Raw genomic sequence first — 12,533 nt, forward strand, 5'->3', positions numbered from 1 at the left:
ACTCTGCGCCGGACGTCAGCCGACGGCGCGGCGCACCAGATCGGCGATCCGGGCCCGGACGTCGTCGTCGAGGGCGGTCAGGGCGAACGACGTCGGCCACATGACGCCGTCGTCGAGCTTCGGGACCACCTCCGTGACGATCCGGTGCACCGCCACCGCCATGGCGCGGTCCTGCTCGGGCATCTCCTCGATCTTCGCCAGCAGGTCCTGCAGGGCGTCGGCCTTCTTCTTCCCGCCGCGCTGGGCGCGCAGCTCCTGCGCGCGCTCGGCGATCGCGGCCTGCTCCGCGGCGCTGAAGCCGGTGGACTCGCTCACGGTGACTCGTCGGGTTCGGGGACGGGTCCTGCCCTGGTCTCAGCCCCGACGGCCCAGGCGACCGAGCAGGCGGGTCTGCCGGTCGGCGTCGTCGGCCACGGGGACGGGCTCGCCCAGGATGCCGGGCGTGTAGGCGGCGTCGCCGAACAGCTCCAGCGACTCCTCCACGCAGTCCATCTCCGCGTCCGTGAACTGCGCGTCCACGCCCTGCGAGCGGGCCAGGTCCCAACGGTGCACGATCAGGTCGAACGCGTGGAAGCGGATCAACGCCTCGCCCACGGGTATCTCCCCCAGCGCGGTCTTCATGGGCCGCAGGATGAACTCCTCGTCACCGGCGAGGGCGGACATGGCGGCGGCGTGCTTGGCCCACTGGGTGGCCAGCTGCTGGCGGGAGCCGTCGAAGAGGGGCACCTCACGGCCCTGGCGGGCGGCGAAGTCGCGCTGACCGGCGATCACGTGGTCCAGCAGGTCCAGCGCGTCCCAGCCCTCACACGGGGTGGCGGCGTCCCAGTCCCGCACCTCCCGGACGACGGCGGTGAACGGCTCGGCGGCCGCGTTCCAGCGGGCCTCGACCTCGGTGGCGGGGATGGACATGGTGCTCTCCTCAGGGTCGCGGGGTTCTCGGGGCCGCGGCGGACGACGACGGCGCCGCGCTCGGCTTCTTCGGGCCGCGGATGGACTCGGGGCGGGCCGGGTCCAGGACGGACCGGGGGTCGAAGAACTCCTCCAGCACGGGCCGCTCGCCCGAGACGGCCGCGGCGAGGCTGATGCCGTCCACGTTGATGCGCGAGCCGCGGTAGTAGCCGGGCTCGAGCTGGCCCCACGCCTTGGAGGTGCCGTCCACGAGGAAGAAGGAGCGGTAGCCGAGGTCGCGCAAGTAGCGGTACCGCTCGTTGTCCTCCGTGTACGTGCCGGGGCCGGTGACGTCCGCGCCGAACGGGTAGATGAGCATGTCCGTGGGGCCGAGGATCGGCTCGACCTCCTGGTGCCAGTGCCCCATGTCGAACTCGAGCTCCTCCATGGTCAGCTTCGGCACCGTCCGGTGGCCCCACGTGTGGGAGGCGAACGCCCAGCCGCTGTCCTTGAGCGCGTCGGCGACCTCAGTGGCGGCCGCGACGTCGGCGTCGAACGTGGGGCTGTCTCCGAACTCGCGGGCCGAGGTGCGGTAGCCGAACACGCCGTCGTAGCCGGTCATGGCGAGCACGCCGCGGGCGCCGTTGAGGCTGAAGTCCGGGTGCTCGGCGAGGAAGTCGTCCAGACGCGGGACGACGTCGAACGCTCCGACGTGCCTGGTGCCCTCGGCGTCCGTGTACTCGTTGCGGACGCGGCCGTCCTCGGCCACGATCAGGCGGTCCGCGAAGCCGTCGCCGTCCATGTACAGGTAGTACGAGCAGTCGTCCAGGGAGAGGATTAGCGGCTCTTCACACTTGAGCGTGGAGTCCTGCTCGAGGGTGGATCTGGGAGCGTCGGCGTGTCCGTCGGAAGCTCCTGGCCAGAATACGTGACTGGTAGTTGGTCTGGTTGCGGAACCCGCGGCCGGTGCGCTTGACCTGTTTGATGGCCGTGTTGGCCGCCTCGGTGCGGGCGTTCGTGACTCGGGTGCGGATGAACACCTTGATCTCGACCCACCACTTCCCCACGGTGGCCGAGAGCCTGTCAGCCTCCGGCAGTCCTGCGGCGGCTACGGTCAGCTCGAAGTCGATCCGGGCGTTCTGGGCCGCTGCGACGGTGGGGGCGTTCAGGATCCGCCGCAGGTGCTCCTTGACCGCCCAGGCGGCGGCGACCTGCTCATAGGCATCGTCGTCCAGGACGTGCTCGAGTCGGCGCAGGCCGGCCTCGGTGAGTCGGTCCCCGGCCCGCAGCAGCAACATCCGGTGAGCCCACACGGCATCCTGCTTGCGGCCCCGCCGGCCCAGGACTTCGCGCACCACGCGTTGGCGGACCTCGGTGAGCATCTGGTTGCCGAGCTTGACCAGGTGGAAGTGGTCCACGCTGATGTCCACGGTCGGCAGCACCTTGCGGATCGCGGTGCGGAACGTGGCCGAGGGATCGATGGCGACCACCTCGAGCCGATCCAGCCAGGCTTCGGAGCGTTCGGCCAGCCAGGCGGTGACGTTGCGGGAAGACCGTCCGTCGACGACGCCGAGCACGTGCCCGGTGTCGGCGACGACAAAGGTGCTCATCCACGGCTCGACCCGGCACCAGACGGCCGTGTCGGGGTGTTTGAACCACTTGGCGGTGGCGAACCGGTGCTCGTCGATGCCCAGCGCCCGCACCGGCACCTTGTCGACCTCCGGCAAGACCATGGTGTGGCCCAGGATGGCGGCGTTGACGGTGCCCCACGCCAGGCCATGCGCGTTGGCGGCTTCCGCGGTGGCCCGGCCGGAGTCCAGCACCGCGGCCACCACGGCCTCCCGCAACCGGGTGGTACACCGGGCCCGGGCCGGCAACTGGTCCGTGGTCTGCGTGAAGGTCCGGCGCGGGCAGGCCCCCTCGGCGCACAGGAACCTGGGCTTGACGACAACCAACTCCAACAGGTCCCCACCGACAGGGATGTCCTTCACGGACTGGCGGACCCGCTGGTGCACCCGGCCCGAGAACACCCCGCAGCCCGGGCAGGCCCCCTCGGCGGCATCGGCGGCCACAACGACACGCCTACCTCCCAGTGGCCGGTCGAGGGCCTGAAGGACGGTGTATCCCTCCAGGTTGAACACCACCGATGCCGCCGCACGGACGTGGTGCTCGGCAGCGGCGTGGGCAGGCAGGGGCAAGGCAGCGCGCGTACGCTGGGACATGGCTCGTGTCCTTCGTGATCGAGGTTAGATTCTTCGCAAAATCCATCCTCTTGCAAGGGCACGGGCCCTTGACTCACGACACCCCCACGCTCAACTGGGAAGAGCCGGATTAGCGGGGTGCGGCCCTCGGGGACCATGAGGGTCTTCGGGCGGACGACGTCGTCCTCGCCCACCTCGTACAGCTCGTGCGGGGAGACCAGCACGTAGCCGCGGTCGTAAGCCTGCCGGATGACGGCGTCGAACTCGTCCACCGTGACCATGAAGTCCAGGTAGCCGCCGGCCTTGTCGTCGCCGTCGAAGGCGCGCGCCGGGTCCACCACCAGGGAGTGGAAGAACAGGTGCGGCACCCGGGCCACGTCCGGCCAGGCCACCGGGTCGCCGGCGGGGGGCGGGCCAGCGGGGGCGGCGGAGGTGGGCGCAGACGAGGTCGGCACGGACGACGACGCCGCCGCGTCCTCCCCGTCCTGCCCGCAGGCGGCCAGCAGCCCTGATCCGAGCAGGGCGGAACCAGCCAGGAGCATCTGTCGACGGGTCGGCTGCGGCACGGGCGGGGGCATCGGTCACCTTTCTCCGGGGGCACCCATCATCCCAAGGCCGCCCGGCCCGAGACCACCCCTGCCGAGCGGGCGGGCGGAGGTGGGAACCGGCCGGACATGGGAGGCCGGCCGGCGGCGGGGCTCGATCCGCCGTAGACGGCCCGGAGTGGTCACGCGGACGACCCGAGCTCGGCGCGGACCGCGTTCGACCGCTTCGTGTTCAGCAACCGCATCCGCAGCTTCAGCGTCGACTGAGCCCCGGCTGGGAGGCGCCTTCGACGCGCGCCGACGCACGCGCCCCTCGCGCCGTGCCGCGTGCCACACTGGCGAGCGTGACCCGACGTCCGGATGCACCACCCCCGGCCGACCCGCGCACGCGTGCGGCCCTGCGCGCCGTGCTCGCGGTCCTGGCCGTGATGGCGGTGCTGTTCGCCGCCGTCGTGCTGATGCTGGTCTACGGGCCCGCCCGCTGAACCCGTCCCTCCCCGATCCAGGAGCAGCCATGTCCCCCGCGGACCCCACCGCCGACGTCGCGGCCCGACCGGCCGGCCCCGCCGCGGTGGCCGAGGCCTTCGCGGCCGCCTGGAACGCCGCCGACGCCGACGCGCTCGCCGACCTGTTCGCCGAGGACGCGGACTTCGTGAACGTGGTGGGTGTGTGGTGGACGCGGCGGCGGCAGATCCGGGTGAACCACGCGCTCGGCTTCCGCTGGATGTTCCCGGCCTCCCGGCTGGTGCTCGGGCAGGTGCGCGTGCGCGAGCTCGGGGACGTGGCGGTGGTGCACGCGCCGTGGACCATGTCGGGGCAGACCGCGCTCGACGGCGACGAGGCCGGCGAGCGCACCGGCGTCCTGCTGCTCGTGGTGCGCCGGACCGAGGCCGGGGCGTGGGAGGCGGTGGCCGGGCAGAACACGGACTCCGTGCCCGAGGCGCAGACCCACCTGGCCGACGACGACGGGCTGGCCGCGGTGCACTACCACCCGTCGGCGTGGATCGATCCCGACGACGACCCCGACGGCCCGGAGGCCTGCTGAGCGGCGGCGGGCTCACTCCACCGTCAGCAGCCGCACCCAGTCGTCCTCGACCCGCTCCCCGCCGACCACGAACTGCCGCGCCCCGATCGTCGCGAAGCCGAGGCGCTCGTAGAACCGGTTGGCCCGTGTGTTCTGCGCGTTCGTGCCGAGCCACACGTGCCGGAACCCCAGCCGCCTCAGCCGCTCGACGCCGTCGTGCACGAGGGCCTCGGCCAGCCCGGTGCCGCGCCCCTCGGCGAGCACGTACAGCTTCGAGAGGTGGCCGGCCGGCACGTCGCCGAGCCGCTCCGTGACGGGTGCCTCGGGGGCCGCGGCGGTCTCGTACATGGCGTAGCCGAGCAGGGCCTCCGGGGCGTCGGCCGCGGCGCCCACGAGCACGATCCGCTCCGGGTCCGCGATCCACGCGGCCACGGCCGCCTCGCTCAGGTGCAACGCGATGTGCGCCTCCACCGCGGCACGCGGCAGCGAGGACGGGGAGGCGTCCGGGAAGGTGGCCGCGGCGATCGCGGCGATCGCGGGCGCGTCCTCGGGGCGGGCCGGACGGACGACGGCGGCGCGGGGTGCGGAGGTCATCCCCGCTCCTCAGGCCTGCAGCGCGGGGTGCAGGTCCTTCATGCGGAACCGACGCCGGCGCCGCACCACGAGCACGTCCAGGGCGAGCGCCACCGCCCCGACCCCCATCAGCACGACCACCGACACCCAGAAGCGCTGGTCCAGACCGCCGGAGATCGCGTTGCGGAACGCCTCGATGGAGTAGCTCATCGGCATGAACGGGTGCAACGCCTGGAAGAAGCCGGGCAGCACCTCGGCCGGGTAGGTGCCGCCGGTGGAGGCCAGCTGCAGGATCAGCAGGACCAGCAGCAGCGCCGAACCGGGGGTGCCGAGTGCCGTCTGCAGCAGGTGCGCGATGAGGGAGAACACCACGGCCACGAGCACCGTCAGGGCCACGGCCCGCACCGGGTGCACGGGGGCCAGGCCCAGCGGCAGCGTGGCGGCGAGCATGAGCAGACCGCCGCCCACGGCCACGATGCCCACGGGCAGCCACGCGGCCAGCGCGATCGCCACCGGGTTGCGGCGCCCGGCCAGCAGCCGCCCGCTGATGGGCCGCATGATGTTGAACGCGGCGATGCCGAACACCCACAGCGCGATGGAGAAGAACATCGGCGCCATGCCGCGGCCGTAGACCTCCGCGGAGTTGTCCACCTGCATCACGGCCTCCACCGGCCGGGACATCACCAGGGCGGCCTCGTCCCGCTGATCCTCGGTCAGCGCGGGGACGCGGTCGACGCCGTCGGAGAGCCCGGAGGCGAGCTCGTGGGCGCCGTCGTCGAGGGTGCCGAGGCCGGCGCGCAGCTCCCCGGCGCCGTCCTGGAGCTGGGCCAGGCCGCCGTCGAGCTCGGTCGCGCCGGACTCCAGCTGGCCCGCACCGTCCTGCAGGGTCAGCGCCCCGTCGTGGAGCGCGGCGTTGCCCTCGGCGAGGGTGGTCGCCCCGTCCGTCAGCTCGCCGAGGCCGGACTGCAGCTCTCCGGCGCCGTCCTGGAGCTGGGCCAGGCCGCCGTCGAGCTCGGTCGCGCCGGAGCCCAGCTGCTCGAGGCCGTCCGCGAACCTCCCGGCGCCGTCGGCGAGGGAGTCGGCCCCGTCCTTCGCCTCACCGATGCCGCCCTGCAGCTTCTCGGCGCCCGCGGCCACGGCGTGGGCGCCGTCGTTGAGGTCCGTCAGATCCGCCTTGGCGGAGGCGGCGACGTCGTCCTCGACGAAGCCCTGGACGCGCTCGTTGGCGGCCGCGGAGGTCGCGGCGGCCTCCTCGGCGCGGCCGGCGACGGCGGTCACCCGCTCGTCCGCGCCGGTGAGCGCCTCCTGGAGCGCGGCGTACTGCTCGGACTCGGCGAGCGTCGGATCCTCGTCGGCGAGCTCGGCCAGGGCGGCCTGCGCATCGGCGATGCGGGCGCCCGCGCCGTCCTCGGCCGTGCCGGCCACCTCGGCGACCCGCTGGACGTCCTCGTCCACCGCGGCGACGTCGGCGGCCACCGCGTCCTGCCGCTCGATCACCTGGTCCAGGCCGGGGATCACCGTGTCGTAGAGCTGCTGGGTGCCGTCGGCCACCTGCGTGGCGCCGTCGGTGAGCTCGGCCGATCCGGTCTGCAGCTGGGCCAGCCCGTCGGAGAGGTCCGTGGCGCCCTGACGCAGGGCGGGGGCGTTCTCGGCGAGCTGCCCGGCGCCGTCGGCGAGGGCCTGGGAGCCCTCGCGCGCCTGGTCGAGCCCGTCGGCCAGGCGGCCGGCCCCGTCCTGCGCGGACGCGGCGCCCTCGGCGAGTCGCTGGGCGCCGTCGTCGGCCTGGGCGGCGCCGTCCGCGAGGTCACCCGCACCCGTGGCGAGCTGGCCCGCGCCCTCGGCCAGCTTGCCGGAGCCGTCGTGGGCCTGGACGATCCCGTCCTCCAGCTGGCTCGCGCCGTCCTTCGCGGAGGCCGTGCCGTCGGCCAGCTGTGCGGCGCCGTCGGCGGCGTCCACCATGCCCGACCGCAGCTCGCCGAGGCTGGAGAAGACGGCCTCGAAGTACGCCTCGATCGCGGACCGATTCACGGCGGCCTCGACCTTGGCCTGGCTCGCGTTCGTGACGGAGCCGATCACGAAGCCGTTGGCGTCGTCTCGGCGCAGGGTGATCTGCGCCTGCTGCGGTGTCCCGCCGCCCTCGGGGCTGACGAGGTCACGACTGAGCTCGGCGGGGATCTCCAGGACGAGGTAGTACCGGCCCTCCCGCAGTCCCTCCTCGGCCTCCTCGCGCGTGGTCTCGCGCCAGTCGAAGGCGCGGTCGTCCTTGAGGCGTTCGGTCATGTCCGCGCCGGTGCGCAGCGTGGTGTCGCCGCGCTGGACGGGTTCGTCCTCGTTGACGATCGCCACCGGCAGACGGTCCATGGCCCCGTAGGGGTCCCAGTTCGCGGACAGGTACAGGGCGCCGTAGATGGCGGGGACGAGGAAGATGAACAGCAGGGCGAGCAGGGGCAGGCCACGGCGGAAGCGTCGCAGCTCGTAGCGGAACAGCATCAGTTCTCCCGGACGGGGGACAGGGTGAGGACGACGGCGTCACGCGGCACGGGCGCGGAGGCCACGGCGCTCACCGCGAACGGGTGGCCGTGGTCCCTGAGGACGTCCAGGGCCGCGTGGAGCGCGGCCAGCTCATCGAGGGTCAGGGTGGCGTCCACGTCGTCGAAGGTGACGAGGCGGGCCGGGCGCAGGCAGGCGACGACGGCGGCCAGCAGCGCGCGATCGGGCGCGGACAGCTCCCCGACGACGGCCTCCGGCGCCACGGTCAGCCTCACCGCGTCGGCGAGGAGGGCGAAGCGTGCGCGGCCGGCGCGGCGGCGCACGCCGTCGGCGAGACAGCGCTCGTCCACGACCTCGGCCGCGGTCAGCGCCGGCTCGAGCTCCACCAGGTCGGTGGTGTGGGCGACGGCGGTGCGGGCGCAGAGGGCGTGCGGGTGGCGCGCGGCGTCGATCGGGGGGCGGTACGCGCGGGCGGCGGGCCTCTCCGTGCCGTCCAGGGCGACGTCCACGGGGCCGCCGGTGAGCACGAGCTCGCCCCGCACGCCCTGCAGGCGCCCCGTGAGGGCGAGCAGCAGGGTCGAGCGGCCCGAGCCCTGGGTTCCGAGCACGGCCAGGTGGGTCTGCGGGGGCAGCACGAGGTCGAGGGGGCCGAACACCGGCCCGCGACCGCCGCGCAGGGTCAGACCGCGCGCCACGAGGGTGGCGGGCGGGAGGTCGTCGAGGTGCGCCGGGACGGGGGCAGGCCCGGAGCCATGGTGATCGGCGTCGGTGGGAGTGGAAGACATGGGCCCTCTTTGCCGAGTCGAGGCGGATTCAATACCATCGGTATTCAATACCATCGGCATCGAGAGGGCAACATGGCCACCCGACCCCGCCGCGAGGATGTCCGCGCGGCCATCCTCGACCACGCGGCCCGGGTGTTCGGACGGGAGGGCTACGCGCGCGCCTCCCTCGCCCGCATCGCGGCGGAGGCCGGCTACACGAAGGGCGCCGTCTATTCCGGCTTCGCGGGGAAACCGGACCTCTTCGCCGCCGCCTGCACCGTCCAGTTCGAGCGGGCGACCACCCGAGCCATGGACGGCGTCGCCGACGCCCTGGACGACCCCGACCTGCCGCGCGAGGACCTGGTGGCCCGCGTGGCGGAGGCCCTGGCCGACGTCGTGCTCGAGACCACGGGCTCCTGGCCCCTGCTCCTCCACGAGTTCCAGGCCGTGGGCCTGCGCGAGCCCGCCGTGGGGAGAGCCTACCGGACGCTGACCGTCCGGCGGCGAGACTTCCTGGCCGGCCTGCTGCGTGAGCACCGCGTGCTGGCCGACGTCCCGGACGAGCAGGTCACGCACACCGCGGCCATGCTCCTGATGCTCGTGTACACGCTGTCGGTCGAGCGGCACCTGGCCCCGGAGGACCTGACGGTGGACGACGTGCGGGACACGCTGGCCGCGGCCGTGCGCTCCCTCCTGCCCTGACGCCCGCACGCCGGCCCGTCCTCAGCCCAGGGCGCCGGCCACACCGCGCACCAGCGCCACCGTGCCCCCGACGCCGGCCAGGCAGATCGCGAGGACGCGCGCCTTCGCGGGGTCCACCCGGCGGGCCACCACCGAACCGAGCAGGACACCCAGCGGACCGCCCGCCACCACGGCGACCCACACCGGCCACGGCACGTGCAGCCCCGCGGGCACGGCCGCGCCGAACAGCGACTTGGTGACCAGCGAGGTGAGATTGGCCAGCAGGAACACGGGCTGGAGGGTGGCCGCCCACGAGCGCTGGTCCCACCGGCTCGCCACCGCGTAGACCGCGAGCGCCGGCCCGGCGATGCCCGCGGTGGTGTTCATGAACCCGGCCACGGCGCCGGAGGCGAACACGGCCCCGTTCCCCTGGGCGGTGAAGCGCTGCTGCAGGCCCAGGACGGCGGCCACGGCCACCAGCACGGAGGACCCCAGGAGGATCTCGAGCGCGTGGGCGTCCAGGACCCGCACGGCCCACGCCCCCGCGAACGAGCCGGCCACGAGCAGGGGCGCGAGACGGACGAAGCGCGGCCAGTCCACATGCCTCTGCAGCATCGCGAACAGCAGCACCGCGGACACCGAGGCCGCCACGTTGGACAGCGTCACCCCCGCCACCGGGCCCAGGAGCAGGGACAGCGTGGGTGCGGCGATCATGCCGACGCCCATTCCGCTCACCCGCTGGAGCGTGCCGCCCAGGGTGATCGCGGCCAGCGCGACGACGGCCGGCAGCCACACCAGGGAGGGGTCCATGCGGGCAGTATGCCGGAGCCGGGGGTGTCCGTCGGCCCTGGCTTCCGCCCATGACGGGTGCGCATGCTGGCCGTATGGCCCAGCACAGCTCCACCCCGTTCCCGCTCGTGATCGTGGGCAGCGGCCCCGCCGGCGTCAGCGCCGCCCGCGCCTACGTCGACGCCGGGGGACCCGGCCCCGTCCTCATGCTCACCTCGGACGTGGACCACCCCTACGAGCGCCCGCCGCTGTCCAAGGAGCTGCTGCGCGGCACCGCCGAACCGGAGCCGACGGTGCTGGAGGACCTGCCGGACGCCGTCGAGCTGCGCCGGGGCGTGACCGTCACCCACGCGGACCTGGGGGCGCGGACGCTGTGGGCCGCCGAGGAGCCGATCCGTTTCGAGCGGCTCATCCTGGCCCTGGGCGCCCGTCCGGTCCCCCTGCCGGACGTCGAGGCCGACGCCGAGGTGCACCTGCTGCGCTCCTTCGCCGACGCCCGCCGCCTGGTGACGTCGGCCGGGCACGCGCGCTCCGCCGTCGTGGTGGGGTCCGGGTTCATCGGCTGCGAGGCGGCGGCCTCGCTGGCGCTGCGCGGGGTGGAGACCACGCTGGTCACCCCGGACGAGGTCCCGCAGCAGAGACGGCTGGGCCGCGCCGCCGGCGAGCGGATCGCCGAGTGGCTGACGGGCGCGGGCGTCACGCTGCGCACGGGCGTGCGGGTGAGCGGCATCGAGGCCCCCCGGACCATCCACCTGGACGACGGCGTCACCCTCGCCCCGGACCTCATCCTCGCCGCGGTGGGCATCGAGCCCGGCGGCGGCCTGCTCGAGGGCACGGAGCTGACCGTGCACGAGGGACGGATCGTGGCGGACGAGCACCTGGCGGCGGCGCCGGGCGTGTGGGTGGCCGGGGACGTGGCCCGCGCCCACCACGCCGTGGCCGGCCGGCCGATCCCCGTGGAGCACTGGGGCGACGCCCTCGGCATGGGCGAGGTCGCCGGGCACAACGCGGCCCGCACCGAGGTCGGCGTGCCGGGCGGCGCCGGCCAGGCCTCCGTGCTGGCCCACGCGGCGACGGCGGACCCGGAGTCCCTGCGGCGGTGGGAGGCCGTGCCCGGGTTCTGGAGCACCATCGGCGAGCACACGCTCAAGCACGCCGCGTGGGGCGACGGCCACGAGCAGGCCCGCATGGTGGAGCGCACCGGCGGGTTCACTCTCTGGTACACGGACGCGCAGGACCGCGTGGTGGGCGTGCTGACCTACAACGCGGACGAGGACTACGAGCGCGGGCGGGAGCTGGTGTCGGGCCGGGATGCCGTGGGCGGAGGCCGGGGCCGTCCCGACCCTGCATGACAGACTGAGGGGATGACCACCCCGACCCCCGGCGCCGGCTCCCCGGGCAGCGGTGTGGCCGGGGGCGTGCTGGCCGCGGTGGGGGCGCTGGCCCTGATCGCGACCGTCCTGGCGCTGGTCCTCGCGTTCGGTCCGGCCGGCCGGGACGACGCCGGCGCGGGCGCCGAGCGGCGACGCTGGAACGGCGGCTTCACCCCCGCCCCGCCCACGGTGAACGCGCAGGGGTACGCCGAGCCCGTGCAGGGCCGCGTGACCTCCCGCTTCGGGCCCCGCCCCAACCCGTTCGGCGAGGGCGTGGTGCCCTCGGGGGTGTCCGAGGAGGCCCTGACCCGCCACGACGGCGTGGACCTCGGCGGGGTGCCGGAGGGCACGCCCTTCCACTCGGTGTCCGACGGCCGGGTCCTGTTCGTGGAGGCCGGCGGGGACGCGGGCGGCAACCTGCTCGCCGTGGACGCCGGGGACGGCCACGTGTGGCGCTACCTGCACGCCGCCCCGGACTCCACCGTGGTGGACGCGGGCCAGCGCGTCTCCGCCGGGGACCACCTGGCCGGCGTCGGGCAGACCGGCGCCGCCACCGGCGTGCACCTGCACCTGGAGCTGCGCGTGGACGGCGAGCCGGTGGACCCGGAGGCCTACCTGGCCGAGCGGGGCGTGGAGCTCGGCGGCTCCTACCCGGAGCGGCGCCGCGGCCTCAGCCGGTGACCGGGCCGGCGTCGTCGTCCACGGACCCGGCCCAGCGGACCTCCCCGTCCACGACCTCGTCCGTCGGCGTCAGGCCGATCGCCTGGGCGACCCGCTGGGAGGCCGTGTGCTCGGGGTGGACGTCCGCCACGAGGCGCCGCACCCCCGGTCCCGCAGCTCGCCCTAGAGGAGGCCGGCGGCCTCCTTCGCCAGCCCGCGGCCCTGCCACGGCGTGCCGATCGGCCAGGCGATCTGCGTGGGTCCCCCGTCCACGGGGATGGTGGCCTGGACGTAGCCGACCGGCCGGCCCTCCGGCTCCAGCACCACGATCCAGTTGGCCCAGTCCTCCGCGCCGTCCTCGGAGCGACCGCGCGTGAGGATGGCGTACCGCTGCCGCAGCTCCTCCTCGCCCGGCGGCGTCCCGCCGGTGAACGTGTACAGGTCCGAGTCGGCGAGGACCGCGGCCATGGCCTCGGCGTCATCCACCCGCAACGGGCGCAGGGAGAGGGAATGCGGCATGGGCACAGTCGACCAGCCCGGCCCCG

Annotated in this window: 15 protein-coding genes; 5 read left to right on the forward strand and 10 right to left on the reverse strand. The window is 74.4% G+C overall.

Annotated features, from left to right (window positions below):
• Positions 1–15: 15 nt before the first annotated feature.
• Genes MLUT_RS22555 through MLUT_RS22570 form a run of 4 tightly spaced genes read right to left on the reverse strand, consistent with a single transcriptional unit; the run spans position 16 to position 3,110 of the window.
• Positions 16–315 carry a hypothetical protein gene (locus MLUT_RS22555; protein WP_010079894.1) on the reverse strand — a complete coding sequence of 100 codons (300 nt, stop codon included), beginning with the start codon at positions 313–315 and terminating at the stop codon, positions 16–18.
• Between the two features lie 39 nt (positions 316–354).
• Entirely contained in the window at positions 355–909 is a 555-nt protein-coding gene (locus tag MLUT_RS22560; protein WP_010079893.1) for a TIGR03086 family metal-binding protein, read from the reverse strand.
• Positions 910–919: 10 nt separating this feature from the next.
• Positions 920–1,690 carry a polysaccharide deacetylase family protein gene (locus MLUT_RS22565; protein ID WP_012751136.1) on the reverse strand — a complete coding sequence of 257 codons (771 nt, stop codon included), beginning with the start codon at positions 1,688–1,690 and terminating at the stop codon, positions 920–922.
• 46 nt (positions 1,691–1,736) lie between these two features.
• A complete protein-coding gene (locus tag MLUT_RS22570) occupies positions 1,737–3,110 on the reverse strand; it encodes an ISL3-like element ISMlu13 family transposase (protein ID WP_012751137.1) in 1,374 nt (457 codons plus the stop codon).
• Between the two features lie 868 nt (positions 3,111–3,978).
• On the opposite strand from MLUT_RS22570, the gene MLUT_RS23930 reads away from it, so the two are divergent.
• Both MLUT_RS23930 and MLUT_RS22580 read left to right on the forward strand, forming a co-directional pair.
• On the forward strand, positions 3,979–4,119 hold the full coding sequence (locus MLUT_RS23930; protein WP_010079891.1) for a hypothetical protein: 141 nt from the start codon (positions 3,979–3,981) through the stop codon (positions 4,117–4,119).
• Between the two features lie 29 nt (positions 4,120–4,148).
• Entirely contained in the window at positions 4,149–4,679 is a 531-nt protein-coding gene (locus MLUT_RS22580; protein ID WP_010079890.1) for an SgcJ/EcaC family oxidoreductase, read from the forward strand.
• 12 nt (positions 4,680–4,691) lie between these two features.
• On the opposite strand, the gene MLUT_RS22585 is transcribed toward MLUT_RS22580, so the two are convergent.
• Genes MLUT_RS22585 through MLUT_RS22595 form a run of 3 tightly spaced genes read right to left on the reverse strand, consistent with a single transcriptional unit; the run spans position 4,692 to position 8,506 of the window.
• Positions 4,692–5,252, reverse strand: coding sequence for a GNAT family N-acetyltransferase (locus MLUT_RS22585; protein WP_010079889.1), 561 nt, complete (start codon positions 5,250–5,252; stop codon positions 4,692–4,694).
• Between the two features lie 9 nt (positions 5,253–5,261).
• Complete coding sequence (locus MLUT_RS22590) at positions 5,262–7,721, reverse strand: YhgE/Pip domain-containing protein (RefSeq protein WP_010079888.1); 2,460 nt, start codon at positions 7,719–7,721, stop codon at positions 5,262–5,264.
• Positions 7,721–8,506 carry an ATP-binding cassette domain-containing protein gene (locus tag MLUT_RS22595; protein ID WP_010079887.1) on the reverse strand — a complete coding sequence of 262 codons (786 nt, stop codon included), beginning with the start codon at positions 8,504–8,506 and terminating at the stop codon, positions 7,721–7,723. The genes MLUT_RS22590 and MLUT_RS22595 overlap by 1 nt, the downstream gene beginning before the upstream one ends.
• A 72-nt stretch (positions 8,507–8,578) precedes the next feature.
• Here MLUT_RS22595 and MLUT_RS22600 point away from each other — a divergent pair, with 72 nt between their 5' ends.
• Complete coding sequence (locus MLUT_RS22600; protein WP_010079886.1) at positions 8,579–9,187, forward strand: TetR/AcrR family transcriptional regulator; 609 nt, start codon at positions 8,579–8,581, stop codon at positions 9,185–9,187.
• A gap of 21 nt (positions 9,188–9,208) precedes the next feature.
• Here the strand turns inward: MLUT_RS22600 and MLUT_RS22605 are convergent, their stop codons facing one another.
• Complete coding sequence (locus MLUT_RS22605; RefSeq protein WP_010079885.1) at positions 9,209–9,976, reverse strand: sulfite exporter TauE/SafE family protein; 768 nt, start codon at positions 9,974–9,976, stop codon at positions 9,209–9,211.
• 74 nt (positions 9,977–10,050) lie between these two features.
• Between MLUT_RS22605 and MLUT_RS22610 the strand changes: the two genes are divergently transcribed.
• Both MLUT_RS22610 and MLUT_RS22615 read left to right on the forward strand, forming a co-directional pair.
• Positions 10,051–11,307: an NAD(P)/FAD-dependent oxidoreductase gene (locus MLUT_RS22610; protein ID WP_010079884.1), complete on the forward strand. Its 1,257-nt coding sequence runs from the start codon at positions 10,051–10,053 to the stop codon at positions 11,305–11,307.
• A gap of 12 nt (positions 11,308–11,319) precedes the next feature.
• Positions 11,320–12,009, forward strand: coding sequence for a M23 family metallopeptidase (locus MLUT_RS22615; RefSeq protein WP_010079883.1), 690 nt, complete (start codon positions 11,320–11,322; stop codon positions 12,007–12,009).
• Here the strand turns inward: MLUT_RS22615 and MLUT_RS24150 are convergent.
• Entirely contained in the window at positions 11,999–12,151 is a 153-nt protein-coding gene (locus MLUT_RS24150; protein ID WP_012751138.1) for a hypothetical protein, read from the reverse strand. The genes MLUT_RS22615 and MLUT_RS24150 overlap by 11 nt on opposite strands.
• A 20-nt stretch (positions 12,152–12,171) precedes the next feature.
• Positions 12,172–12,507: a GNAT family N-acetyltransferase gene (locus tag MLUT_RS23385; protein ID WP_012751139.1), complete on the reverse strand. Its 336-nt coding sequence runs from the start codon at positions 12,505–12,507 to the stop codon at positions 12,172–12,174.
• Positions 12,508–12,533: the final 26 nt, after the last annotated feature.

The organism is Micrococcus luteus NCTC 2665 (assembly GCF_000023205.1).
GTDB lineage: Bacteria > Actinomycetota > Actinomycetes > Actinomycetales > Micrococcaceae > Micrococcus > Micrococcus luteus.

Coding starts and splice junctions, on each gene's coding strand:
- MLUT_RS22560 (WP_010079893.1), bottom strand. CDS start 909: ATGTCCATCCCCGCCACCGAGGTCGAGGCCCGCTGGAACGCGGCCGCC.
- MLUT_RS22565 (WP_012751136.1), bottom strand. CDS start 1,690: ATGGACGGCGACGGCTTCGCGGACCGCCTGATCGTGGCCGAGGACGGC.
- MLUT_RS22570 (WP_012751137.1), bottom strand. CDS start 3,110: ATGTCCCAGCGTACGCGCGCTGCCTTGCCCCTGCCTGCCCACGCCGCT.
- MLUT_RS22580 (WP_010079890.1), top strand. CDS start 4,149: ATGTCCCCCGCGGACCCCACCGCCGACGTCGCGGCCCGACCGGCCGGC.
- MLUT_RS22585 (WP_010079889.1), bottom strand. CDS start 5,252: ATGACCTCCGCACCCCGCGCCGCCGTCGTCCGTCCGGCCCGCCCCGAG.
- MLUT_RS22590 (WP_010079888.1), bottom strand. CDS start 7,721: ATGCTGTTCCGCTACGAGCTGCGACGCTTCCGCCGTGGCCTGCCCCTG.
- MLUT_RS22595 (WP_010079887.1), bottom strand. CDS start 8,506: ATGTCTTCCACTCCCACCGACGCCGATCACCATGGCTCCGGGCCTGCC.
- MLUT_RS22600 (WP_010079886.1), top strand. CDS start 8,579: ATGGCCACCCGACCCCGCCGCGAGGATGTCCGCGCGGCCATCCTCGAC.
- MLUT_RS22605 (WP_010079885.1), bottom strand. CDS start 9,976: ATGGACCCCTCCCTGGTGTGGCTGCCGGCCGTCGTCGCGCTGGCCGCG.
- MLUT_RS22610 (WP_010079884.1), top strand. CDS start 10,051: ATGGCCCAGCACAGCTCCACCCCGTTCCCGCTCGTGATCGTGGGCAGC.
- MLUT_RS22615 (WP_010079883.1), top strand. CDS start 11,320: ATGACCACCCCGACCCCCGGCGCCGGCTCCCCGGGCAGCGGTGTGGCC.
- MLUT_RS23385 (WP_012751139.1), bottom strand. CDS start 12,507: ATGCCGCATTCCCTCTCCCTGCGCCCGTTGCGGGTGGATGACGCCGAG.